Source organism: Pseudomonas sp. FP818, assembly GCF_030687335.1.
GTDB lineage: Bacteria > Pseudomonadota > Gammaproteobacteria > Pseudomonadales > Pseudomonadaceae > Aquipseudomonas > Aquipseudomonas shahriarae.
In genome coordinates, this window is record NZ_CP117427.1 from 3,071,255 (window position 1) to 3,096,085 (window position 24,831).

Annotated in this window: 20 protein-coding genes, 1 pseudogene and 2 riboswitches; of the genes and pseudogenes, 5 read left to right on the forward strand and 16 right to left on the reverse strand. The window is 62.2% G+C overall.

Annotated elements, in window-relative coordinates:
* Window positions 1–30: 30 nt before the first annotated feature.
* Window positions 31–1,356: a sigma-54 dependent transcriptional regulator gene (locus tag PSH80_RS13705; protein WP_057959427.1), complete on the reverse strand. Its 1,326-nt coding sequence runs from the start codon at window positions 1,354–1,356 to the stop codon at window positions 31–33.
* Between the two features lie 340 nt (window positions 1,357–1,696).
* Between PSH80_RS13705 and PSH80_RS13710 the strand changes: the two genes are divergently transcribed.
* The gene (locus PSH80_RS13710; RefSeq protein WP_032861167.1) at window positions 1,697–1,963 is read left to right on the forward strand and encodes a hypothetical protein; all 267 of its coding nucleotides are present in this window, start codon (window positions 1,697–1,699) and stop codon (window positions 1,961–1,963) included.
* Window positions 1,964–2,145: 182 nt separating this feature from the next.
* Here PSH80_RS13710 and PSH80_RS13715 read toward each other — a convergent pair whose 3' ends face one another.
* From PSH80_RS13715 to gnd, 3 genes and pseudogenes are all read right to left on the reverse strand, one after another.
* On the reverse strand, window positions 2,146–2,970 hold the full coding sequence (locus PSH80_RS13715) for a Cof-type HAD-IIB family hydrolase (protein WP_057959426.1): 825 nt from the start codon (window positions 2,968–2,970) through the stop codon (window positions 2,146–2,148).
* A pseudogene (gene zwf / locus PSH80_RS13720) lies at window positions 2,967–4,492 on the reverse strand (glucose-6-phosphate dehydrogenase). The gene PSH80_RS13715 and the pseudogene zwf overlap by 4 nt, the downstream one beginning before the upstream one ends.
* A complete protein-coding gene (gnd, locus tag PSH80_RS13725; RefSeq protein ID WP_057959424.1) occupies window positions 4,489–5,469 on the reverse strand; it encodes a phosphogluconate dehydrogenase (NAD(+)-dependent, decarboxylating) in 981 nt (326 codons plus the stop codon). Before gnd ends, zwf begins: the two are co-directional and overlap by 4 nt.
* 278 nt (window positions 5,470–5,747) lie before the next feature.
* On the opposite strand from gnd, the gene PSH80_RS13730 reads away from it, so the two are divergent.
* The 3 genes from PSH80_RS13730 to PSH80_RS13740 all read left to right on the forward strand — a co-directional run bounded on the left by PSH80_RS13730 (window position 5,748) and on the right by PSH80_RS13740 (window position 8,108).
* On the forward strand, window positions 5,748–5,897 hold the full coding sequence (locus tag PSH80_RS13730; protein WP_220172963.1) for a DUF6026 family protein: 150 nt from the start codon (window positions 5,748–5,750) through the stop codon (window positions 5,895–5,897).
* A gap of 105 nt (window positions 5,898–6,002) precedes the next feature.
* Complete coding sequence (locus PSH80_RS13735) at window positions 6,003–7,736, forward strand: phosphoethanolamine transferase CptA (RefSeq protein ID WP_220172252.1); 1,734 nt, start codon at window positions 6,003–6,005, stop codon at window positions 7,734–7,736.
* A 150-nt stretch (window positions 7,737–7,886) separates the two neighbouring features.
* Complete coding sequence (locus tag PSH80_RS13740; protein ID WP_057959422.1) at window positions 7,887–8,108, forward strand: hypothetical protein; 222 nt, start codon at window positions 7,887–7,889, stop codon at window positions 8,106–8,108.
* Between the two features lie 123 nt (window positions 8,109–8,231).
* Here PSH80_RS13740 and PSH80_RS13745 read toward each other — a convergent pair whose 3' ends face one another.
* The 8 genes from PSH80_RS13745 to PSH80_RS13780 all read right to left on the reverse strand — a co-directional run bounded on the left by PSH80_RS13745 (window position 8,232) and on the right by PSH80_RS13780 (window position 16,492).
* Window positions 8,232–8,723, reverse strand: a complete 492-nt coding sequence (locus PSH80_RS13745) for a GNAT family N-acetyltransferase (protein WP_057436733.1) — start codon at window positions 8,721–8,723, stop codon at window positions 8,232–8,234.
* A gap of 150 nt (window positions 8,724–8,873) precedes the next feature.
* Window positions 8,874–9,980, reverse strand: coding sequence for a cell division protein ZapE (gene zapE, locus PSH80_RS13750; protein WP_120733214.1), 1,107 nt, complete (start codon window positions 9,978–9,980; stop codon window positions 8,874–8,876).
* Window positions 9,977–12,634: an aminopeptidase N gene (gene pepN / locus PSH80_RS13755; RefSeq protein ID WP_200660588.1), complete on the reverse strand. Its 2,658-nt coding sequence runs from the start codon at window positions 12,632–12,634 to the stop codon at window positions 9,977–9,979. Before pepN ends, zapE begins: the two co-directional genes overlap by 4 nt.
* A 13-nt stretch (window positions 12,635–12,647) precedes the next feature.
* Window positions 12,648–13,478, reverse strand: a complete 831-nt coding sequence (locus tag PSH80_RS13760; protein WP_057436738.1) for a DUF2797 domain-containing protein — start codon at window positions 13,476–13,478, stop codon at window positions 12,648–12,650.
* The gene (locus PSH80_RS13765; RefSeq protein WP_057436741.1) at window positions 13,475–13,735 is read right to left on the reverse strand and encodes a YeaC family protein; all 261 of its coding nucleotides are present in this window, start codon (window positions 13,733–13,735) and stop codon (window positions 13,475–13,477) included. Before PSH80_RS13765 ends, PSH80_RS13760 begins: the two co-directional genes overlap by 4 nt.
* Before the next feature lie 30 nt (window positions 13,736–13,765).
* Window positions 13,766–14,635, reverse strand: coding sequence for a rhomboid family intramembrane serine protease (locus PSH80_RS13770; RefSeq protein ID WP_115128297.1), 870 nt, complete (start codon window positions 14,633–14,635; stop codon window positions 13,766–13,768).
* Window positions 14,628–15,605 (reverse strand): metallophosphoesterase, encoded by a 978-nt coding sequence (locus PSH80_RS13775; protein WP_164844814.1) that lies wholly within the window; start codon window positions 15,603–15,605, stop codon window positions 14,628–14,630. Before PSH80_RS13775 ends, PSH80_RS13770 begins: the two co-directional genes overlap by 8 nt.
* The gene (locus PSH80_RS13780; RefSeq protein WP_010210870.1) at window positions 15,602–16,492 is read right to left on the reverse strand and encodes an NAD(+) kinase; all 891 of its coding nucleotides are present in this window, start codon (window positions 16,490–16,492) and stop codon (window positions 15,602–15,604) included. The genes PSH80_RS13775 and PSH80_RS13780 overlap by 4 nt, the downstream gene beginning before the upstream one ends.
* Before the next feature lie 154 nt (window positions 16,493–16,646).
* Between PSH80_RS13780 and PSH80_RS13785 the strand changes: the two genes are divergently transcribed.
* Entirely contained in the window at window positions 16,647–17,594 is a 948-nt protein-coding gene (locus PSH80_RS13785; RefSeq protein WP_305417129.1) for a DUF1853 family protein, read from the forward strand.
* 125 nt (window positions 17,595–17,719) lie between these two features.
* Here PSH80_RS13785 and PSH80_RS13790 read toward each other — a convergent pair whose 3' ends face one another.
* From PSH80_RS13790 to cobW, 4 genes are read right to left on the reverse strand one after another with little or no spacing between them, the layout of a single operon-like run.
* Complete coding sequence (locus tag PSH80_RS13790; protein ID WP_289138814.1) at window positions 17,720–18,322, reverse strand: VWA domain-containing protein; 603 nt, start codon at window positions 18,320–18,322, stop codon at window positions 17,720–17,722.
* A 53-nt stretch (window positions 18,323–18,375) separates the two neighbouring features.
* Entirely contained in the window at window positions 18,376–19,374 is a 999-nt protein-coding gene (locus tag PSH80_RS13795; RefSeq protein WP_273872750.1) for an ATP-binding protein, read from the reverse strand.
* Window positions 19,374–23,135, reverse strand: coding sequence for a cobaltochelatase subunit CobN (gene cobN / locus PSH80_RS13800; protein WP_305417134.1), 3,762 nt, complete (start codon window positions 23,133–23,135; stop codon window positions 19,374–19,376). The genes PSH80_RS13795 and cobN overlap by 1 nt, the downstream gene beginning before the upstream one ends.
* A gap of 2 nt (window positions 23,136–23,137) precedes the next feature.
* Window positions 23,138–24,199, reverse strand: coding sequence for a cobalamin biosynthesis protein CobW (gene cobW / locus PSH80_RS13805; protein WP_057436756.1), 1,062 nt, complete (start codon window positions 24,197–24,199; stop codon window positions 23,138–23,140).
* 92 nt (window positions 24,200–24,291) lie between these two features.
* Window positions 24,292–24,492, reverse strand: a riboswitch (cobalamin riboswitch).
* An 88-nt stretch (window positions 24,493–24,580) separates the two neighbouring features.
* A riboswitch (cobalamin riboswitch) is annotated at window positions 24,581–24,788 on the forward strand.
* Window positions 24,789–24,831: the final 43 nt, after the last annotated feature.

A 24,831-nucleotide genomic window follows, 5' to 3' on the forward strand; every position in this document is an offset into this window, starting at 1 on the left:
AGGGTCGCGACGGGGCTTTTTTTACCCGCCCTAGCGGATCTGGTGTTTGTGCAGTAACCGGTAGAAGGTGGGCCGGGAAACCCCCAGGACCCGGGCGGCAACACTCAGGTTGTCGCTGTGGCGGTTCAGCACATCGCACAGCGCCTGGCGTTCGGCGCGGTGCTTATAGTCTTCTAGTGTAGCCATGGGCAGCGCGATTGCCTTTTGGCTTTGCAAACCCAGGTCGGCCGCTTCGATTTGCCGCCCTTCGGCCAGGACCAGACCGCGCCGCACCCGGTTGGCCAGTTCGCGCACATTGCCCGGCCAACCATGCTTGCCCATGGCGAGCAGCGCGTCCTCGCTGAAACTGCGCGGACGGCGCCCGGTTTCCTGGCTGTAGAACCGGGAAAAATGATTGGCCAGCATCCCCACATCGCCATGGCGCTCACGCAGCGGTGCGGTGAGCACTTGCAGGACATTGAGCCGGTAGTACAAGTCTTCGCGGAAGGTGCCCTTTTCGATGGCCGCTTCCAGATCGACGTGTGTCGCGGCCAACACCCTGACATCCACCGGGATCGGCTGGCTGCCACCGACACGCTCGATATGTTTTTCCTGGAGAAAGCGCAACAGGTTGGCTTGCAACTCCATCGGCAGGTCACCGATCTCGTCGAGGAACAGGGTGCCGCCATTGGCCGCTTCGATGCGCCCGATCTTGCGTTGGTGGGCGCCGGTAAATGCACCTTTTTCATGGCCAAACAGTTCGGACTGGATCAGGTGTTCCGGAATAGCCCCGCAATTGATCGCCACGAATGGCTTGGCGTGCCGCTGGGATTGCCGGTGCAAGGTCTTGGCCACCAGTTCCTTGCCGGTGCCGCTGTCGCCACGGATCAGAATCGGCGACTCGGTAGGGGCCAGTTTCGCCAGCAGTTTGCGCAGTTCGCGGATTGGCCGGCTGTCACCCAACAGTTCATGTTCGGGCTCGGCCACATAGGCGCAGCCTTTACCCCGCAAGCGCGCCATGCCAAAGGCCCGGCCCAGGGTGACCTGGACGCGCGCCACATCGAACGGCAAGGTATGGAAGTCAAAAAACCATTCACAGACAAAGTCGCCGACATTCTGCAGGCGCAGCATCTCGGGGCTGAGCACGGCTATCCATTCGGTACCGCTGCGACTGATCAACTCCTTGACCGCCTCGGGTCGCTCCAGGTGTTTGGGCTGGAGTCGCAATAATCCTACGTCACAGGTGCGATCGCCCAAGGCATCCAGGGCACAGCTGTCCACTGCCCATCCAGCCGCCCGCAAACCAGGCAATAACTGGTGGCAGTCGTCACAGGGATCGACCACAAGCAAGCGACGCAGGGCTGGTGTAACAACCATGACTGTTCCTTGGCGTCAAAAACATTAAAGTTATTTAGAAACAACAGTTTGGGCGAGCTGCTCATAACCCTAGCAAGATCTTGACACTACGCTTGTATCGTTTCGCGATAAAAGATCTCGGGATACGGCATTTGGCGATCAACCCGCTTTAGTGCGGCGATTTGAATCTTTCCCGGCCTTTCAAAAGCGCCGCTTACATGACGTTAATCACGAAAAGTTGAATTTTCTTGTTTTAGCATGTGACCCGTACCCCGTCATCGAGCATCAGTACAGGTACTAGCCGAACGGTAAGCCCAACCGACGGCACATCTTTTGATTGGGCACTTAGAGAGAAGACCCCATGAACGCCCCGCTCCGTATCAACGAAGCTCTTCTGATCGCAGACCGTGCTTTCCAACCCTTTCACTGCGTGGCCTGGGCCCCACAAGACGGCACTGGCGAGCTGAGCCTGACCGTGATCGACCGCACCGAAAACCGCATCGGGCGCAAACAGATTCCTTGCAGCACTTATTCCGATCCAAAACAATTGGAAACCCTGCTGCTGCAAGCCCGCGCCGAACTCAATGGCGAAGGCTATCAGCTACAGTCCTGGGCAATGCCCAAGTAAGTTAACGCAGCTACTGCGACATACCGTCGCTTCTTATATTGGCTGCAACTTGTTAAAACTATTAAACCCGTGGCGAGTGAGTTCGACCCTCGCCACGGGTTTTGCGTGCCTGCAACTTTCGTAGCGCCCTTCTTTATATAGCAGCCATGGCATGATCACTTGATCTTCCAGTGAGCCTTCAGTTACTGGCGGTGAAGGATCAACCGTTCAATGGCTTCGGCAGCACCGTCCTCGACATTGCTGCCGGTGACCAGGTTGGCCTGACGTTTGACCACCTCTTCTGCCTGCCCCATGGCAATCGACAACCCGGCCACTTCAAACATCGCCGGATCATTGCCACCATCGCCGATGGCTGCCGTCTGCTCCAGCGCCACCCCAAGGTGCGCAGCCAGGGTTTTCAGGGCATCGCCCTTGTTGGCCTTCATTGCGGTGATATCGAGATAGACCGGCTGCGAACGCGAAACCTGAGCCAAGCCTGCAACCTTGGGCTGCAAGCGCGCTTCCAGCTCGACCAGCAACTGTGCATTGGCGCTGGCGGCGACGATCTTGTCGATCCGCCCCAGAAACGGCTCGAAACTCTCCACCACGACCGGCGCATAACCGAGGCCATGCTGCTCCCGAGGCACCATGGGGCCCGAGGGGTCACGCAGCAGCCACTCACCATCGGCAAACACCCAGATTTCCACCTCCGGCTGGTCGCACAACAGTGCCAGGGTGATCAGCGCCGCCTCTGCCGGCAAGTGGTGGGCCACCAGAATGCTGCCATCCGGGTTCACCAGGGTGCCGCCGTTGAATCCCGCCGTGGGTACATCGACGCCCAGGGCTTCGATCTGCTGCAACATCGCCCTCGGCGGCCGCCCGGTGGCCAGGCTGAAAAACACCCCGGCTTCGCGCAGCGCCCGCACGGCAGCGATGGTGCGCTGGCTGAGGCTGTGATCGGGCAGCAACAAGGTGCCGTCCATATCACTCAACAAAAAACGGATGGGGTGAATCGTCTCCTCACTCATCCGAGGCTATGCCAGGCACGGCCATCACGGGCCAGCAACGCATCCGCTGCCGCTGGGCCATCTTCCCCGGCCTTGTAGGCCTGGATGCCATCGTCCTTCTGCCAGGCATCGAGAAACGGTTGCACCGCACGCCAGCCGTTTTCGATGTTATCGGCACGCTGGAACAGGGTCTGATCGCCGGTCAGGCAATCATAGATCAGCGTCTCGTAGCCGGTGGAAGGCTGCATCTCGAAGAAGTCCTTGTAGGCAAAACCCAGCTGGATGTTGGCCATGTCCAGGGTCGGCCCGGGCTTTTTCGCCAGCAGGTCGAACCACATGCCTTCATTGGGCTGGATCTGGATTTTCAGGTACGTCGGCTTGACCTCGTCGACTTCGGTATCGCGAAACTGGGCATAGGGCGCTGGTTTGAAGCAGATAACGATTTCGGTATCGCGCACGCTCATGCGCTTGCCGGTGCGCAGGTAGAACGGCACGCCGACCCAACGCCAGTTATCAATCATCACCTTGAGCGCAACGAAGGTTTCGGTGCTGCTGTCCGGGGCCACATTGGCCTCCTGCCGATAGCCCGGCAGCGCCTTGCCGCCGATCTCGCCGGCGGGTGTACTGGCCGCGCACCGAGTTGGCCCGTGCATCCTCCAGCGACCAGGGGCGCACGGCCCCGATCACCTTGGCCTTCTCGCCACGCACCGCATCGGCGCCAAAGGCTGCCGGCGGTTCCATGGCAATCATCGCCAGCAACTGGAACAGGTGGGTTGGGCACCATATCGCGCAGGGTGCCGGTGTTTTCGAAGAAACTGCCCCGGGTTTCCACACCGACCGTTTCGGCAGCGGTGATCTGCACGTGGTCAATGTAGTGGTTGTTCCAGAACGCCTCGAACAGCACGTTGGAGAAACGGCTGATCAGAATGTTCTGCACCGTTTCCTTGCCCAGGTAATGGTCGATGCGATAGATCTGCTTCTCAGTCATGACCTTGAGCAGACAGGCGTTGAGCGCCTCGGCGGTGACCAGGTCGGAGCCGAACGGCTTTTCGATGACCACGCGGCGGAAAGCCCCGGGGGTTTCCTCCAGCAGGTTGGCCCGGCCCAGGCGCTGCACCACTTCACTGAAGAAGCGCGGCGCGGTGGCCAGGTAGAACACCGCGTTGCCCGTGCCGCTGTCGGCGATTTTGCTGGCAATGTCGGCATAGGTGCCGTCATCGAGAAAATCGCCCTGCACGTAGCTGATGCCCTTGGCCAACTGGGCCCACAACTGTGGGTCCAGTGCATGTTCGGCATTCCCCTTGACCTTGCTCGCCGCTTCGGTGCGGATGAAGTCTTCGAGTTTCTTGGCGAAGTCTGCATCGCTGATAGCGTTGTGATCCACCCCGACAATCCGCAGCCCCTCACCCAGCAAGCCATCGCGACCGAGGTTGTACAGCGCCGGCATCAGCAGGCGCTTGACCAGGTCGCCATGGGCGCCGAACAGGAACAAGGTAGTGGGTGGAGCGGGTTCGGCCTTGGGTTTCTTGCCGGTGGCCGTCATTTTTTGGAAGTCTCCACATGGCCGCCAAAGCCGAAGCGCATGGCCGACAGCAGCTTGTCACCGTAAGTGCTTTGCTGGCGCGAGCGGAACCGGGCGAACAACGAGTTGGACAGCACCGGTACCGGTACCGATTGCTCCATGGCCGCTTCGATGGTCCAGCGCCCTTCGCCGCTGTCGGCCACGGAACCGGAGTAACCGTCGAGCTTGGGGTCGGTCGCCAGGGCATCGGCTGTGAGGTCGAGCAGCCAGGAGGACACAACGCTGCCGCGACGCCAGACTTCGGCGATATCGGCCACGTTCAGGTCAAAACGCTGCTCTGGCGGCAGGTTTTCCGAGTTCTTGGTCTTGAGGATGTCAAAGCCTTCGGCAAACGCCTGCATCATGCCGTACTCGATGCCGTTGTGGATCATCTTCACGAAGTGCCCGGAACCGGCAGGGCCGGCGTGGATATAGCCACGTTCGGCGCGGTCGTCGGTAGCGGTACGGTCCTTGGTGCGCGGGATATCGCCCAGGCCCGGCGCGAGGGTGGCGAAGATCGGATCCAGATGCTTGACGGTCTCGGCGTCGCCGCCAATCATCATGCAGTAACCGCGCTCCAGGCCCCACACGCCACCGGAAGTGCCGACGTCGATGTAGTGCAGGCCTTTTTCCGCCAGGGCCTTGCCGCGACGTACGTCATCTTTATAGAAGGTGTTGCCGCCGTCGATGATCACATCGCCGGGTTCCATCAGTTCGCTCAGGTCGTTGATCGTGGTTTCGGTGGGCTCGCCCGCCGGTAACATGACCCAGACAGCCCGCGGCTTTTGCAGGCCCGCGACCAGGGCAGGCAGATCGGCAACGCCGGTCGCGCCCTCTTCACTCAAGCCTTTGACGAATGCTTCATTGCGGTCGTAGACCACGGTGGTATGCCCATTGAGCATCAAGCGGCGCGCAATATTCCCGCCCATGCGGCCTAGTCCGATAATCCCCAGTTGCATGTATTGATGCTCCCAACTACAAATAAAAATGTGTGACACAGTTTATAGCGCAATGACGAATTAGTCCGGCGCCAATCGCACTAGTTTCATCACAAAAAGAGGCCATCGTTTCACCATCACTGGCTGAAAAGTCACAGCGACCCTGAAAAATAAAAAAGTTCCCTTGAGCCCAAAAAGAAATCAGAATCGCCCCTGACTCCTGCCGAGGGCCTCGACTCAAGCGCTCTGGCACCGCGATACACCGGCTATTTGCGAGGTAAGCAATGCGCACAGCACAGATGACACGCCCGCCACAGACCCTCTACGTCACCGTCCGCCGTGACGAATTGCGCCAGCTGAAAGACGAACGCGAGCAGTTGCAGCAGGAAGTGATCCGTCTGCGGGCGCAGTTGCAGGCTCAGTTGGCAAACCAAGCCATTACCTGCTGAACCCCGGGTCCAACTCACAAACTTTTCACCCGCCCATCCCGATAATCCTGCGCCAGAACGCCGCCTCACGCATGGGCGGCGGCAATTATCGGGTTGGAGCGCTGCATGGCGAGCACGAAGTCTGCAAAAGGGTTTGATTGGGCCGGCCTGGGCTGGATGTTCCTGTTTTTCTGGTATTTCTCCGGTATTACCCAACTGCTGATCCAACTGACCGGCACCTCGGGCTTCAGTGGTTTCCGCCAGGCGTTCTTCATGAGTGCGCTGTGGTTGGCACCCATGCTGCTGTTCCCGCGTCGCGCCCGGCTACTCGCCGCGCTGATCGGTGTGGTGCTGTGGGCCTGTTCCATGGCCAGCCTGGGCTACTTCTTTATTTACCAGCAGGAATTTTCCCAGAGCGTCATCTTCATCATGTTCGAGTCGAACATCTCTGAAGCCGGCGAGTATGCAACGCAATACTTTGCCTGGTGGATCGTGCTGGCCTTTATTGCCCACACCGCCCTGGCCGTCTTCCTCTGGACCCGTGTGCGCCCGGTCTACCTGCCCCGGGGCCGGGCAATGGTCGCGGCGACGGCCATTGTGCTGGCGATTGTCGGCTATCCGCTGGTCAAGCAGATTGCCACCAACGACACCCTGGAACGGGCCATCGATGGCTTCGAAACCCGAGTCGAACCTGCCGTGCCGTGGCAGATGATTGTTGCCTATCGCCGCTACACCCAGCAGTTGAACAACATGCAGGGCATGCTCGACAACGTCAGCAAGATCCCGCCCCTGAGCAACTTCAAGGACAGCATGGCCGGCCAACCGTCGACCCTGGTGCTGGTGATCGGCGAGTCCACCAACCGGCAGCGCATGAGCCTCTACGGCTACCCGCGCAAGACCACGCCGGAACTGGACAAGCTGCGTGACCAATTGGATGTGTTCGACAACGTCATCACCCCGCGCCCCTACACCATCGAGGCGCTGCAACAGGTACTGACCTTTGCCGATGAAGACAATCCGGATCTGTATCTGAAGACCCCTTCCATCGTCAGCATGATGGAACAGGCCGGCTACAAGACCTTCTGGATCACCAACCAGCAGACCATGACCAAGCGCAACACCATGCTCACCACGTTCTCCGAACAGGCCGACGAGCAGGTGTACCTCAACAACAACCGTAACCAGAACGCCCGCCAGTACGATGGCGACGTGCTGGAGCCGTTCTCCAAGGCCCTGGCCGACAAGGCCGAGCGCAAGCTGATCGTGGTGCACCTGCTGGGTACCCATATGAGCTATCAGTACCGCTACCCGCCAAGCTTCGACACCTTTACCGACCGCCAGGGTGTCCCGGACGCGGTCAGTGACGACCAGCTGCCGACCTACAACAGCTATGACAACGCAGTGCGCTACAACGACTTCGTGGTGTCGAGCCTGATCAAGGACTACGCCAAGACCGACCCCAATGGTTTCCTGCTGTACCTCTCCGACCACGGCGAGGATGTGTTCGACTCGGCGGGCCATGACACCCTGGGCCGCAACGAGGGCAAGCCGACAGCCCCGATGTACACCATCCCCTTCATGACCTGGGCCTCGCCAAAGTGGCGCGCCACGCACGACTGGAACATGCAGGGCGATATACAACGGCCCTACAGCAGCTCGCAGTTGATTCATACCTGGGCCGACCTGGCCGGCTTGAGTTTCGACGAACTGGACCGCAGCCGCAGCCTGGTCAGCGACAGCTTCAAGCCACGGCCATTGCTGATCGGCGATCCCTACCAGCGTTCACAGAAGGCCTTGATCGACTTCAGCCTGATCAAGCCCAAAGCCAGTACTGCACCCCGGAGTGTGGTCCAGAAGTAAACGACCCGCGCCCCGTCCAGAGTTAACCCCTGCGGTTAACTTTGGATGTGCTTGACGTTAACCCCCACTTAATTAGCTTCCTACAGACTATTCCCATAAATCTGACCAGGGACGGTGCAGACACGATCACTTTTAATGGGAATACCTGCGATGAAACTTTCAACCTTGATGCTTGCTGGCCTGCTGGGCCTGACCTCCGCTGCCGCCTTCGCCGAAGGCGGCGCTGAGCGCGTGAAGGAGCACTTCGATAATTTCAGCTTCACCCAGAAACAAATCCACAACGACACCGAACAGACGGCGGCTGCCGACGCCAAGGGTGCTGAATCCGGGTCCACCCAACACACGCGGGATGCTGAGCAACCCAAAGGCTGATGCACGAGTAATACCCGGCACCATTATGCTCTGGTGGTGAAGGTCAATTTGGCGCCCTGTACAGGGCGCTTTTTTTTGCCTGGTCGAACCTTCCCAAGGGGAGCGCGGGAACGACCTGAGGATTTAGAGGGCCTTGCTCCAGAACAGCATGCGGCCATGGGCTGGGTCGAAGATCGAGTCATCGAAGCCGAACTTGCGGTACGACGCCTGCGCCACTGGATTACCTTCCAGCACTTCCAGGGTGATCTTGCAGCAACCGCGCTGGCGGGCGATTTCCTCGACCTTTTGCAGCATTTTCTGGCTCAGGCCCAGGCCTCGGAACGGTTCCTTGACCACCACATCATGCACGTTGACCAGCGGCCGGCAGGCAAAGGTCGAAAACCCTTCAAAACAGTTAACAAGCCCGGCCGGCTCGCCGCCAACAAAGGCCAGCACGCTGAAGGCATGGGGACGCTTGGCCAATTCCGCCGGCAATTGTTGCAGCAGGTCGGCGGACAGGGCATGGCCACCGCCCATGGGGTCTTGTGCATAGTGGTTGAGCAACAGGCCAATGGCCTCGGCGTGCACGGAGTTGCTGTAGCTGGCTTGCAGCACCAATATTTCTGCGGCTTCCATTTCCTTCCTCGATAACTGCCCGGCAGGGATGAGCTCCCCGCAAAAGCTCGATTGTAAGCGGGGTGTAGGGGTTAGATGAAGGAGATTAACTACAACTTGGCGCGGGAAAAAGCCATCAGGCAAATGATTGTGTCAGTGGGCCAATGGCCACTACTGACCAAAGCGTTGCAACTGCATTTCTTGCAAACGGCTGAGGGTGCGGCGGAACGCAAACTCCAGGTAACCCTCGGTGTACAACTCGGCCAAGGGCACCCTCGCTTCGATGTACAGCGGGACCTTGCGGTCGTAGCACTCATCCACCAGGGCGATAAACCGGCGCACACTGTCATCGTGCACCGACAACGCCGGCAGCTCGCGGTCGCCCGCCTCCACGCGCTGGGCACCATCCTCGGTACCACGGGCAATCCGCCCAGGACGTGTCGAGGCGCTCAGCCCGGGCACTTCGCCGAGCAATATGGCGCTATAGCGATCACACAGCTGCATGAAATCCATGGCCGCCAGCGGTTGTTCGCACAGATCAGCGTAGCGGCACCACAACACCGTTTCGCTGGACTGCACCGTAACAATGCGCCGCGAACCGACCATAACCGGCGCCTCGCTGCAGGCTTGTCCAGCGCTCAGACGCTGGAAAACCGTAGCCAATGCTTGTGGTTGATCGACCCAGTAGCGCTGCTCGGCGGTGCCCGGATGCAAGCGGTGATCCTCACTGCCGTCTACCGCCACCACCTGCATATGGGCCTCAATCGCCTCGATAGCCGGCATGAAGCGTTCGCGGTTGAAACCGTCGGCGTACAACTGCCCGGGCGGCTGGTTGGAGGTGCAGACCATTACCACCCCTTCGTCGAACATCACCTGGAACAGGCGCCCGAGGATGATCGCGTCACCAATGTCATTGACGAACAGCTCGTCGAAACACAGCACCCGCACGTCCCCGGCCAACTCGCGGGCCAGGGCCTGCAAAGGGTCCGGGGTGCCGGTCAACTGGAACAGACGTTGATGGACCCAGCCCATGAAGTGATGGAAGTGCTGGCGCCGCGCGGGCACTCGCAGGCTCTGGTGGAACTGATCCATCAGCCAGGTCTTGCCCCGCCCCACCGGCCCCCACAGATAAACGCCGGTGACCGGTGCGTCGGCGCCCTGGTGCAATGCCCCATGGCAGGCCTGCAACGCCTCGACCGCCCGGCGTTGCGCGTCGTCTGCCACAAAACCATCGGCCAGGGCCCGCTGGTAGGCGGCCAGTGGTGAGTCGGCCGTCATGCGAGGCTTTTGCTGACCACCTCGAACACATCGCTGGACAGCTCGCCCGAACCACGGATGCGCTCCAGCTCAGCCTTCATCAGCGCCTGACGGGCGCTGTCGTATTTGCGCCAGCGGGTCAGTGGCGCCAACTGCCGCGAGGCGATCTGCGGGTTGAAGGCATTCAGCTCGATCACCAGGTCCGCCAGGAAGCGATAGCCCGAGCCATCGGCTGCATGGAAGTTGATCAGGTTCTGCCCGGCAAAGGCGCCGACCAGCGCGCGCACCTTGTTCGGGTTCTTGATATTGAACGCCGGGTGCTGCATCAGGGCCTTGACCCGTGCAAGCCCGCCCGGCAACACGCTCCCGGCCTGGACGCTGAACCATTGGTCCATGACCAGGGGGTTGTCCTTGAAGTTCTCGGCAAACACTTGCAGGGCGTTGGCCTTCTCGGCATCGAACGGCGAGTTGACCAGCACCGCCAATGCCGTCAGGCGTTCGGTCATGTTGTCACACGCGTCGAACTGCTCCAGGGTCGCCGCCAGTACTTCGGGCTTGCCGCTGAGCATCAGGTACGACAGCGCGATGTTCTGCAGGGCGCGGCGCGCGAAGTGCTCGGCCGACGCCACGTAGGGCGTGTTGCGCGACAGGTCGCGGTTGGCCTGGTAGCGCAGCCAAAGGCCTTCGAACAGGTTATCGGCCAACTGCTTGCGCGCAAACTCGCGGGCAGCGTGGATCGCATCGACGTCAGCCACTTCGCTGATTTCGGTCAGGTAGGCTTCACCCGGCAACGACAACATTTCGGCGACCATGGCCTGGTCCAGGCTTTCGTCGCTCAACACGCTGCGCAGCGCATTGACCAGCCGTTGATCCAGCACCAGGGCCTGGCCCTGCTGGTGTTGGCTGATCAGGTCCTGCAACACCTGCACCGCCAGTTGCTGGCCCGCCTCCCAACGGTTGAAGCCGTCACTGTCGTGCTGCATCAGGAACATCAACTGGTCACGGCTGTAGGGGAAGCTCAGCTTCACCGGCGCCGAGAAGCCACGCAGCAGCGACGGCAAGGGTTGTTCAGGGATATCGACGAAGGTGAACGTCTGCTCGGCCTCAGTCACCGACAACACTCGCGAGGTGCCCTGCGCCGCCGCTTCACCGGCCAGACGCAACGGCAGGTCGGCCCCATTGGCGTCCAGCAGGCCCAGGGCCACCGGAATCACGAATGGCAGTTTTTCTACGTTGTCCGGGGTTTGCGGGCAGCTCTGGCGCAAGGTCAGGCTGTAGGTCTTGGCGGTAGCGTCGTAGGACTCGCTCACTACCAGGCGTGGCGTGCCGGCCTGGCTGTACCAGCGTTTGAACTGGGTCAGGTCGGCACCGTTGGCGTCTTCCATGGCCTTGATAAAGTCATCACAGGTCACGGCCTGGCCGTCGTGGCGTTCAAAGTACAGGTCACTGCCTTTGCGAAAGCCCTCGGCGCCGAGCAAGGTGTGGATCATCCCGACCACTTCCGAACCCTTTTCGTACACGGTCAGGGTGTAGAAGTTGGAGATTTCGATAAAGCTGTCCGGGCGCACAGCGTGGGCCATCGGCCCTGCATCTTCGGCGAATTGGTGGGTGCGCAGGTAGGCCACATCCTGGATACGCTTGACGGTGGCCGAGTTCATATCCGCAGAGAAGTGCGAATCGCGGAACACCGTGAAGCCTTCCTTGAGCGACAACTGGAACCAGTCGCGGCAGGTCACGCGGTTGCCCGACCAGTTGTGGAAGTACTCGTGGGCGACGATGGCCTCGACGCGCTGATGCGCGGCGTCGGTCGCGGTTTCGGCACGGGCCAGCACGGCGCTGGAGTTGAAAATGTTCAGGCCCTTGTTTTCCATGGCGCCCATGTTGAAGTCGTTGACGGCGACGATCATGAAAATATCCAGGTCGTATTCGCGACCATAGACCTCTTCATCCCAACGCATGGACTTCTTCAGGCTGTTCATGGCGTGCTGGCACTTGTCGATGTTTTCCGGCTCGACATAGATGCGCAACGCGACGGTGCGCTGGCTCATGGTGGTGAAGGTGTCTTCGACGCACCACAGGTCGCCAGCCACCAGGGCGAACAGGTAGGCCGGCTTCTTGAACGGGTCTTCCCAGGTCGCCCAGTGCCGACCGTCTTCACCGGGGCCGCTGGCAATCGGGTTGCCGTTGGACAGCAGCACCGGATAGCTGTGCTGCTCGGCGATCACCGTGGTGGTGAACGTGCTCATCACGTCCGGGCGGTCAAGGTAGTAGGTAATTTTGCGGAAGCCCTCGGCCTCGCATTGGGTACAGAACATGCCACCGGACTTGTACAAGCCTTCCAGGGCGGTGTTGGTTTGCGGGTGGATGCGCACGCTGGTGTCGACCGTGAAGCTGTCACTGGTCGGCTGCAACGTCAGGTGGCTCTCGCTCAATTGGTAGTCGGTGGCGCTCAGTTCCTGGTCACCCAGGGCCACGCTCAGCAGTTCCAACTGCTGGCCATCGAGCACCAGCGGCGGCAGGCCGGTACCGCGCTGGGGGTTGCGGCGCATCACCAGCTGCGCGTGGACCAGGCTATGGTCCTCGAACAACTCGAAGGTCAGGTGAGTCTCGTCGATCAGGTACTCGGGCGCCTGATAGTCCTTCAGGTAAATCATCTTCGGTTGTTCGGTGCGCATACGTGAAATCCTTCTACTGATGCACGGCGAGCTGGTAAGCCGTGTATTTACGAATATTGATAACGCCGGTGTCGAAGATCAGGTATTGGCCCTTGATCCCCAGCAGCGTGCCTTCGGCAATCGGGTTCTTGTCCAGGTTGAAACTGACGATCTTGGCTGGATATTGCTCCACCGGGTAGCGGATTTCGAGGGGCTCGATATCGGTTACCGGTTGGATGGCCTGCAGGCCAAAGCGTTCCTGCAATTGCAGCAGGCCATCGGCGCAGGAGACAAACAGCTCGTCGCGTACCTGCGCAAGGTCTACCGCTGCCGCGTCGCCCTTGAGCAAGGCGCGCCAGTTGGTCTTGTCGGCGACCTGGCTGCGCAGCACATCTTCGACAAAGCCCGATTGCTGGCGCGTGGCCACGCGCATGATCGGCAATGCCTGGCTCGCGCCCTGGTCCAGCCAGCGCGTGGGCAACTGGGTGGCGCGGGTGATGCCGACCTTGATCCCCGACGAGTTCGCCAGGTACACCACATGGTCGGTCATGCAGAATTTCTCGCCCCAGGCCGGATCGCGGCAAGTGCCGGCATCGAAATGGCAGCGCTCGGGGCTCATGATGCACAGGTCGCACTGGGCCAGCTTGGTCATGCACGGGTAGCAATAGCCCTGGCTGAAGCTGGTCTTGGTCTTGCGTCCGCAATGGGTGCAGTGGATCGCACCGAGGTATTCCAGGCGTATATGAGTGCCAATCAACGGGTTGACCGGCACCTCGGTGTCGCCCAGGCGAAAAGCGTATTGAACGGTCGGCGAACCCAGTTGCGCCGACATCTTGCTGACTGCACCACGGCCAATCTCAATCAATGGATGGCATCCGACTTGAACAGGATGTTTTCCACCGGGGTCGACTTCGATTGGCATTCCTGCGGGCCCATATAGCCGGTGCGCTGGTCTTCCGGCAGGTTTTGCAGCTCCCAGGCGATCATGGCCTGCAACGACAGCTCGCGCTGTTCGGCAGTGAGCTTGCGGCCGTCGGCCCATTTACCGATTTCCACGGCGAGCTTGAGGCTCTGGTAGATATCCGGGGTGATGTTTTCGATCATTTCAGCAAAAGAGGACATAAGACTCTTCCTTCAATAATGGGCAGAGATTCAAGCGTTACGTTTATGGCGGCTGTACAACCCGCCGAGCAAACCGGTGATGCAACCCGCCACCAGGCCGCCGACATGGGCCGCATTGGCGATTTCGCCGAAGCCGATCATCGAGACCAGGCCCGACAGGCACAGCACCAGCCACACCAGCATCATCACCAGCACGCCGCGCGGCAGGCGATACGCCGGGTTGGGCGCAAGCAACTGGTAGATCCAGCAATGGCCGAGCAAGCCGTACAACACGCCGGACAGGCCACCGAACAGGCCGGGCCCGCCAAAGGTGTATTGCGCATAGTTGGAGGCCAGGCTGAACAGCATCGTCAGGCCCAGCAGGTTGATACTGCCCTGGCGCGCCTCGATGCGCCGCCCCAGCTCCCAGTACCACATGCCGTTCATGGCCAGGTGCAGGATGCCGAAGTGGATCAGCATCGGCGTGATCAACCGCCACCACTGCCCTGCCGCCAGGCTGTCGGCCAGGGGCGTGAAATACAGGTACTCACCGGCCACGTGGAAATTCAGGAACGTCAGCCAGCTCATGGCTTGCAAGTTGTCGCCGAGCATCGTGACCGCAGCGACGACCAGGCTCAGCAGCAACACACCCGCGGTCAGCGGGCTGTGGCGCAGTTGCTGGAGGAAGCCGGGGCGCTTGGCTACCGGTTCCTGGGGAATATCCAGCTGCTGGTCCGGATCGCCGGCCGGGAAACGCTGATACAGACTGCGCACGTCTTCGCTGATCGCGTCCGGCACCCACAGCACCTGCTCGCCGGCCTCTTCACTGACGCGATGGGGCACCTGCATGCGCTGCAACAGTTTGACGAAGCCAGCCAGGTCGACCGTCAGCGGCAAGCGTAAAACGGCCACGTTACTCATGAATCACCTCAGGGCGCTCGACATCGACCCACACGAACTTGTTGGGGTCCAGGCAGGTTTCCTGATCCAGGCGATACGCCACCAGCTTGCCGTAGAGCACTGCGCTGTAGTCCAGGCAGGCCAGGTTCGAGCGGATCGGCGCCGGTTTGCCGCTGCGCCAGTAATGGCCGACAAACAGCAAGGGTTCATCGACGCCATAGCGCAACAGGGAGTTTTTCTCGGTCGAAGACAACGGCGTACGGGCCACCGGATCGGGCAAGGCATCGGGTTGGAACACGATATCGCCGTAGGTCTTCGGGTCGTCTTCCCAGAACTTGGTGCGAAAGAACGAACGGGTCAGGCCATCGCCGCCGGTCAGCGTCAGGCCGTCCGGCAGGCGCATATCGGTGCCGCGCAGCAGGCGATCGAAGGCGTTGCAGGCAAAACTGCCCGGCACCGCCGCCGCCTGCAGGAAATGCTCGTCGATGCAGCCGTCGGGGAATTGCCGGCGCAGCGGTTCGATCAACCCCGAATCCCAGCAGGCGTGCACCACGCGGAAACGCCCGGCATCGACAAACAACGGCATGTCGTAGAACCAGCCGAGGAAGTCATGCCAGTCGCCGGGGTGGTGTTCGAACTGGGTCAGGGTCTCGTGGATCAGCCGCGCGTGGCGTGGCGAATGTTCGCGCACGTACTGCTTGCCACTGCCGGGCGGCGCCAGGGTGCTCCAGCCCAGGGCGTTGAACTCGTGGTTGCCCATGATGCACAGCGCCTGGCCGGCTTCGACCATGTCGTGGACGATATGCAGCGCCTCACGGATGCGCGGGCCACGGTCGATGATATCGCCGAGGAACACCGCCATGCGTGATGGGTGGCGCCAGACGCCGCCCTGCTTGTGGTAACCCATCTGGTCGAGCAGGTGCTCAAGGGTATGAGCGCAACCGTGCACGTCACCAATCAGGTCGTAGCTACGCGCGGGATCGAGCATCAGTCGCCTCCACCCCCCAAGCGGCTGCCCCAGCCCAGCTTGGTGCGGCACACTTCGTAGTAGTTGTGATCCAGTGGGTGGATCAACCGCAGCTTCTGCGCCTTTTTGCTCACGGTGATGGTGTCACCGGGGGCGCAGGTGAAGTGGTTCTGCCCGTCACAGGAAACTTGCGGGTAGATCTGCATGTCTTTGGAGACCACGATTTTCAACTCACTGTTGCCATCGACCACAATCGGTCGGCTAGACAACATATGGGGGTACATCGGCACGATCACAATGGCATCCAGCTTGGGATGCATGATCGGCCCGCCGGCCGACAGCGCATAGGCCGTGGACCCGGTGGGCGTGGCGACAATCAGGCCGTCGGCCTTCTGGCTGCAGACGAACTGGCCGTCGATATACAGCTCGAACTCGATCATCCGCGTCGACTTGCCGGGGTGCAGCACCACATCGTTGAGGGCATCGCCCTGGCCGATGGCTTCGCCATGGCGGCGCACTTCGGCTTGCAGCAGGAAGCGGTTTTCCACCAGGTAGTGGCCGTCCAGCACCTTGGCCACTTCAACTTCCAGGTCGTCGGGGCGGATATCGGTGAGGAACCCCAGGCTGCCCCGGTTGATCCCCAGCACCGGCACGTTATGCCGCGCCAGAGCCCGGGCAGCGCCCAGCAGGCTGCCGTCGCCACCGACCACAATCACCATGTCGCAGACTTCACCGAGCATTTTGCGCGACGAGGTCTGCAGGCCGTGGCCCGGCAGAATCTCGGCGATGGTGTCTTCGAGGATCACATGCAGGTGGCGCTCAAGCAGAAACTTTTTCAGCCGGCGGACCGTGTCCAGAACCTGGGTACTGCCCAGGCGACCGATGATGCCGATATTGCGAAATTGCTCCATGGGGCTCCTGCAGGGTTTGGGTCTGGCAAAAAGAACGATTATGGGCGAAAGGCCGCATTAGACAAAATCCTTTGTCGCCCCAGGTCCCAGACGACAACGGTTCTCAACACTCCCCGGGGTCACGCGGCGAGTAGGAAACAGCTATGCTCGGACCATGAATCCGTTTCCCGACCTGCAGCCTCTGCCCCGTCAATTGCGTCATCCCGCAGTGCGGGACCTGGCGTGGGCGATCCTCGCCCCGCCGATGCTCGCGCAGACGCCCTGGCCACAACGTCACCCCTTAGCCGGCAGTGACTGGGTGCAGCAGCCTGCGGCCCTGGAGCAATGGCTCAGGCGCCTGGACCAGGACAGCAGCGCCCTGCTGCATTGGCTTAGCCTGGCACGCACCCGGCGCCTGGGCCTGTATTACGAACGCCTGTGGCAATTTGCCGTGCGGCACGCCCCTGGCGTGGAGTTGCTGGCGGCCAACCTGCCGATCCGCCAGGCCGGGCACACCCTGGGTGAGCTGGACATGCTGCTGCGCGACCGTGACGGCGTGCATCATCTGGAGTTGGCGATCAAGCTTTACCTCGGCCCCCAGGACGGCAACGGCCAGGACACCGCGCAATGGCTGGGCCCGGGTTGTCACGACCGCCTGGATCGCAAGCTGGCGCATCTGGCAGACCACCAACTGCCCATCTCGGCCAGGGCGCAAAGCCGGGAGGTGCTGGCGACGCTGGATATCCAGGAGTTCACCGCCCATCTGTGGCTCGGCGGCTACCTGTTGTACCCCTGGCCCGGCGAGGCCGCCCCGCCCCTCGGCGCCCATCCCCAGCATTTGCGCGGGCGCTGGTTGCATCAGCGCGATTGGCAGGACTTTATCCAGGCCAGCCCGCCGGGCCGCTGGCAGCCCCTGCCGCGCCATGCCTGGCTGGCGCCGGCGCATTACCCGGCGGAAGAAATCTGGAGTGAAGAGCAGATGCAGCGCTGGCTGGTCGACCTGGACCCGATGGCGCCGGCGCAGTTGTTGGTGCGCATGATGCAGAACGGCGGGGATTGGGAGGAAGCGGAGCGGCTGTTTCTGGTGGCGGATCTTTGGCCGAATGTGCCGGGGGCTAGCTGATCGTTTTGCGGTGGGTTTGAAGGCCTTGTCGCAGGCAAGCCAGCTCCCACATTCAAGCGCATTCCAAAGGATGTACGCGGCCACCTGTGGGAGCGGACTTGCTCGCGATAGCGATAGCAGCAGCGCTACAGGCTATCAATATGCCGATAATCCACCTGCAACCCGGCGGCCAGCTCCCGCGCCCGCCCCAGCCGGATCGGCCCACGTTCGATATCCACCAACAGCCCCAGGCAATCCAACGTCGGCAATTGACCAATATCCTTGAGCCGGCCATCGGTAATCACCAGCAACCGCTGCTGTTCAGCCGGATAGCGCTTGCGCCGCGCCGCCAGCCAATGCCCGGCCTCGGTCAACGCCGCCAGGAGCGGCGTCCCTCCGCCGGCGCCCAGGCCATCCAGCCAACGCCCCAGGCCCTTGGCCGCTTTCAAGCCTTGTACCTGCCAGCTCGGCACTTGCCCGCTGGCGGTCAACAACGCCAGTCGCGCCCGCTGCCGATAGGCGTCGTCGAACACCTGCGCGAGCAAGCCCTTGGCATCGCTCAGCGCCTGATGCCGCCGAGTGGACGCCGAGGCATCGACAATCACCAGCCACAGCTCATGGGAGGCACGGCTGCGGTTGCAGTACACCAGGTCTTTACGCGATTGTGGTCGCCCGCCCAACAAGGTGCCCGGCCAATTGACCATCCCCTCGGCGCCGTTGCGCGCCCGCCCTTGCCTGCCTTGATCCAGTCGACCCGCCTTGGGCCGGGCATCCGCCCCCGCGTCAGGTCGGGGGCGAATGCCTAGGGCTTTTTTGGCCAGGTGGGTATTTCACGGCGGGCACCCGTTACTTGTGTAGACGGAGGCATTTCACCCCACTGTCCCTGGCCGCTGCTGGGGTCAGTGGGTTTGGGCGCCGGCGCATTTTCCGGCGGGTGGGCGGCAGATGAATGCTCCTGGCGACGATGGCGCAGGGCAAATTCGGCAACGGCCTCTATATCCTCTTCAGCGATGGCCGAAGCCCCACGCCACGCCGCATGGGCCCGCGCCCCGCGCAACCACACCAGATCGGCGCGCAGGCCATCCACACCAGCGGCAAAGCAGCGCTCGGTAATCTGCGCCAGGGCCTGGTCATCCAGGGCGATGCTTTCCAGGCGTGCACGGGCCTGGGTGCAACGCGCACGCAGCGCCGCTTGCTGGTCGGCCCACTGCGCACAGAACGCCCCAGGGTCACTATCGAAATCCAGGCGCCGACGGATGATCTGCCCGCGCTCGGTCGGCAAAGTCTGCCCGCTCAATGCCACGTTGAAACCAAACCGATCCAGCAACTGCGGACGCAATTCACCCTCTTCCGGGTTCATCGTGCCGATCAGCACAAAACGCGCCGAGTGCCGGTGGGATATACCGTCGCGCTCGATCAGGTTGGTGCCACTGGCGGCTACATCCAATAGCAGGTCCACCAGATGGTCAGGCAGTAGGTTGACCTCATCCACATACAGTACCCCGCCATCGGCCTTGGCCAGCACCCCAGGGGAAAACTGCGCACGGCCTTCGCTCAGCGCCGCATCCAGGTCCAGAGTGCCGACCAAACGCTCTTCGGTGGCGCCCAACGGCAAGGTGACGAATTGCCCGCTGGCCAACAGGTCCGCCAGGCCGCGGGCCAGGGTAGACTTGGCCATGCCGCGTGGGCCTTCGATCAGCACGCCACCGATCTTCGGGTCGATGGCGGTCAGGCACAGGGCAAGCTTCAGGTCGTCGGCACCGACCACTGCCGACAGTGGGAAATGGGGGATGTCAGTCATCAACTGTCTTCTTCTATGTCCAGCAACAGGTTTTCCAATGCCTCGCGGTACGCCCCCGGTTCCTGCCACATACCGCGCTGCTGGGCTTCCAGCATGCGCTCGGTCATGTCGCGCAAGGCCGCGGGGTTGTGCTGTTGCACAAACGCCCGGGTGTCGGGGTCGAGCAGGTAAGCATCGGCCAGCAATGCATATTGGTGGTCATCGATCAGCGCCGTGGTCGCGTCGAAGGCGAACAGATTGTCCACCGTCGCCGCCATCTCGAACGCGCCTTTATAGCCGTGGCGCTTGACCCCTTCGATCCACTTGGGGTTGGCGGCGCGGGAACGGATCACCCGGTTCAGCTCTTCCTTCAGCGTGCGGATTTTCGGCAAGTCCGGCTGGCTATGATCGCCATGGTAGCTGGCGGCCTTGGCGCCACTGAGGGTTTCCACGGCGGCGAGCATACCGCCCTGGAATTGGTAATAGTCATTGGAGTCGAGCAAGTCGTGCTCGTGGTTATCCTGGTTCTGCAGCACGGCCTGCACCTGGCTCAGGCGCTGGGCGAACTGTTCACGGGCGGCGGTGCCTTCATCCGCACCGCCATAGGCGTAGCCCCCCCAATTCAGGTAGACCTCGGCCAGGTCTTCGCGGCTTTGCCACAGGCGACCGTCAATCGCGCCCTGCACACCCGCGCCATAGGCCCCAGGCTTGGCGCCGAAAATGCGCCAGCCGGCCTGCTTGGCCGCAGCCTCTTCATCCAGGCCCGACTTGCGCAGCGCCTCGCGCTCGCTGCGCACCTTGGCCGCCAGGGGGTTCAGGTCGTCCGGCTCATCCAGCGCCGCGACCGCCTGCACCGCAGCATCGAACAGGCGGATCAGGTTGGCGAACGCATCGCGGAAGAACCCCGACACCCGCAGCGTGACGTCAACTCGCGGGCGGTCGAGCAAGCTGATGGGCAATATCTCAAAATCATCGACACGCTGGCTGCCCGTGGCCCACACCGGTCGCACGCCCATCAGTGCCATGGCCTGGGCGATATCGTCACCGCCGGTGCGCATGGTCGCGGTGCCCCACACGGAAAGCCCCAACTGACGCAGATGGTCACCATGGTCCTGCAGGTGCCGCTCAAGCATCAGGTTTGCGGATTGGAAACCGATACGCCAGGCAGTCGTGGTAGGCAGGTTACGCACGTCGACGGTGAAGAAATTGCGCCCGGTCGGCAGCACATCCAGGCGCCCACGACTCGGCGCACCACTGGGGCCCGCCGGCACGAAACGACCGCTCAACGCCTCCAGCAAGCCATGCATTTCGGCCGGGCCACAGGCATCCAGGCGCGGTGCGACGACGATGCGCAGGCTTTCGATCACCGATTTCACCTCCTCCCAGCCCGGCTCCTCAAGCTGTTCGAGCGGGCCTTCCAGCGCCTGTTCGATCAACCGCGCCGCATACAACTCCAGGCGCTCGCGAGTATCGCCAGCGGTACGCCACAACTGCCCGTCGATCTTCTGCAGCACCTCGGGGCGGCGCCCGGTCCAGGGTTCGGCCAGCGCGCAGTCCAGCGGGTCAAAGCCCAGCTCAAAGGCCTTGGCCAATACCCGCAGCAGGCTTGATTGCGGACCCCGCCCATCGCCACGCGGAATGCGCAGCAGGGCCAGCAAGGTGTCGATACGCAGGCGACCTTCGGGCGACTCGCCAAAGATATGCAGGCCGTCGCGGATCTGCGACTCCTTCAGATCGCACAGGTAGGTGTCCAGGCGCGGCAGCCAGACGGCAGCGTCAGCCTCGTTATCCAGTTCCAGCTCTTGATCGATGCGGGTTTCGCGCACCAGCTTGAGGATGTCCTTTTGCAGCTCCAGAGCGCGTCGCGGATCGAGCAACTGCGCCTCGTAATACTCATCCGCCAACAATTCCAGACTGCGCAATGGGCCATAGGTTTCGGCGCGGGTCAGCGGCGGCATCAAATGGTCGATGATCACCGCCTGGGTCCGGCGCTTGGCCTGGGCACCCTCGCCCGGATCATTGACGATAAACGGATAGATGTTCGGCAGCGGTCCCAGCAATGCATCTGGCCAGCAGTTCTCGGACAGCCCGACGCCTTTACCCGGCAGCCATTCCAGGTTGCCGTGCTTGCCGACGTGGATCACGCCATGGGCGCCGTAGGTGTGGCGCAGCCAGAAATAGAACGCCAGGTAAGCGTGGGGCGGCACCAGGTCCGGGTCGTGGTACACCGCGCTGGCATCCACCTGGTAGCCCCGCGCCGGCTGGATGCCGACAAAGGTCAGGCCCAGGCGCAGGCCGGCGATCATCATGCGCCCGTCGCGGCACATCGGATCGTTATGAGGCGTGCCCCAGCGTTCCAGCACGGCCTGGCGGTTGGCCTCGGGCAAGCGATTGAACATCGCCTGGTATTCGTCCAGGCCCAGGCTTTGATGGCAGGGGCGCAGGTCGAGGCTGTCCAGGTCGTTGGTGACACCGCCGAGCAGGTCATGGATCAGCGCAGTGCCGCTGGCCGGCAATGCATCCGGCAGCGGATAACCCTCGGCCTGCAGGGCCCGCAGGATATTCAAGGCCGCGGCCGGGGTGTCCAGGCCCACGCCATTACCGATGCGCCCATCACGGGTCGGGTAGTTGGCGAGGATCAGCGCAATGCGCTTGTCGGCATGCGGCACCCGTGCCAGCTCGACCCAGCGCCGCGCCAGTTCGGCGACAAAGTCCATGCGTTCGGGGGCCGCGCGGTAGCACACCACGTCCGATTGGCTGCGCTCGCTGCGCCAGGCCAGGTCCTTGAAGCTGATCGGGCGGCTGATGATGCGCCCGTCCAGCTCCGGCAAAGCAATGTGCATCGCCAGATCACGCGGGCCGAGGCCCTGCTCGCTGGCTTCCCAGCCGGGCTGGTTGTCCTGGGCGCAGATCGCCTGGATCACCGGGATATTGCGGCGAAACGGCCGCAGATGGGGCGCTTCGGGGCTGGATTGGGCAAAGCCGGTGGTGTTCAGAATCACCGCCGCCCCGACCTCATCCAGCAAATCCTCGACCACTGTCAGGCAGCCGGGCTCTTTCAGGCTGGCCACCGCCATCGGCAGCGGGTTAAGGCCCGCTGCCTGCAAGCGTTGGCAGAACACATCAATAAAACCGGTATTGGCCGCCTGCAAGTGCGAGCGGTAGAACAGCACCGCTGCCACCGGCCAATCGGTGTTCCAGTCCGCCTGCCAGTCATTGAGGCGGGCATTGGCGGCGCGCGGGTGATAGATCGCGGTGCGCGGCAGAGTTTGCGGCTCGGCCCACGGGTAATCGCGGCCCAGGAAGCTACTGGCCAGGCAACGATAGAAATCCAGCGCATTCCCCAGCCCGCCCTGGCGCAGAAAGTGCCACAGGCGGTCACGCTCCACCACACCCACGGTGCTCAGGCCGCTGAGTTCGGGATCGGGGCGATCATCCCCCGGCACCAGGATCAACTGCACGCCCTGCTCGGCCAGCTCCACCAGGCGTTGGATGCCGTAGCGCCAATAGCCGATGCCGCCGTGCAGGGATATCAGGATGACCTTGGCGTGGCGCAGCACCTCATCCACATACAGGTCCACCGAGGCGTGGTTCTGCACCTGCATCGGGTTGGCCAGGCGCAGGCTCGGGTAGTCGTCGGGCAGTTGCTGGGCGGCTTCGGCCAGCAACGCCAGGCTGGAATCGCCGCTGCACAGGATCACCAGCTCGGCGGGGGTTTGTCCCAGGTCGGCGATGTTGTCATCGGAGACGAAGCCACCGGGCTGGGTCCTGAGCAGGTGCATGGTTAAACGCTGAGCGCGGCGCGCAATTGCGCTTCAAGGCCCGCCGCATCCAGGTCCTGACCGATCAGCACCAACCGTGTGATGCGCGCTTCGTCAGCGCCCCAGGCCCGGTCGAAGTGCTTGTCGAAGCGCGTGCCCACGCCTTGGATCAACAGGCGCATCGGCTTGTTGGGGATCGCGGCGAAGCCTTTGACCCGCAGGATGCCGTGCTGCACCACCAATTGCGTCAGGGCATCGAGCAGCAGCGCTTCATCAGCCTGTGGCAGGTCGATGGAGATGGAGTCAAACGCATCGTGATCGTGGTCGTCTTCACCTTCGTGGTGATGATCGTGATGGCTATGGCGCCCGTCGATATGCTCCTCGGAGCCGGCACCCAGGCCAATTAGCACATCCAGAGGCAGGCGGCCGCTGCTGGCTTCGACGATTTTCACTGCTGGCGGCAGTTCTTCGGCGACTTCCAGGCGTACACGGGCCAGGTCTTCAGGGCTGATCAGGTCGGTTTTGTTGAGGATCACCAGGTCGGCGCTGGCCAGTTGGTCGGCGAACAACTCGTGCAGTGGCGATTCGTGGTCCAGGTTCGGGTCCAGTTTGCGCTGGGCGTCGACCTGGTCCGGGAACGCGGCAAAGGTGCCAGCGGCCACGGCCGGGCTGTCGACCACGGTGATCACCGCGTCAACCGTGCAGGCGCTGCGGATTTCCGGCCACTGGAAGGCCTGCACCAGGGGCTTGGGCAGCGCCAGGCCAGAGGTTTCGATGAGGATATGGTCGAGGTCGCCACGACGGGCCACCAGCTCGCGCATCACCGGGAAGAACTCTTCTTGCACGGTGCAGCACAGGCAGCCGTTGGCCAGTTCATACACGCGCCCGCTGGCTTCTTCTTCGGTGCAACCGATGGAGCACTGTTTGAGGATCTCGCCGTCGATACCCAGTTCGCCGAATTCGTTGACGATCACAGCAATGCGCCGGCCCTGGGCGTTGTCCAGCATGTGCCGCAGCAAGGTGGTTTTGCCCGAGCCGAGAAAGCCGGTGACGATAGTGACGGGAAGTTTGGCCAGTGTTTTCATCGGATGCCCTTTGGGGCGGGCATACGGGACGACTGGCCCTGCAGCGGCGTGCAGGTGCTGGATTCGTCACCGGATCACCCCGCCCGGTTGAAATGGAAAATCGGTTGCGAGGCAGGTCTCCTGGCTTGGGGCTTGCCGGCCTTGCGGCTGGCGCTGGCTGCGCCTTCCCGCCGTATTGGCAGTGGCGTGGCAGTCAGATAAACCCTTTACAGTTGCGGGGGCAGCCGCGGCTTGGACCGCGTTCCCTTCTTAGCTTCGACCGCAGCCGAAGAACCTCGAAGGTGCAAGGCTACGCAGTGCTTGAGGGACGGTCAATTCAAAACCATGCGAAGAGCCGCGGTGCCCAGCTACAGATTGACGGCCATCCCGCGCCCATGCTCTCCTACACATCTTGTTTCGGGTGCCCTTTACAGGGTGAAACGGGAAACCGGTCAATCATGCATGCATGACCAATCCGGTGCTGCCCCCGCAACGGTAAGCGAGCGAAGCGTCACAGCCACTGTGCTTCTGGCATGGGAAGGCGATGCTTTCAGGACTCAAGAGAGCCCCCTCGCAAGCCCGGAGACCGGCCCGAAAAATCAAATAACAAACCCGCGGTGGGCGGGCGCTGTTCAGAACCCTGCGTGCCCGGC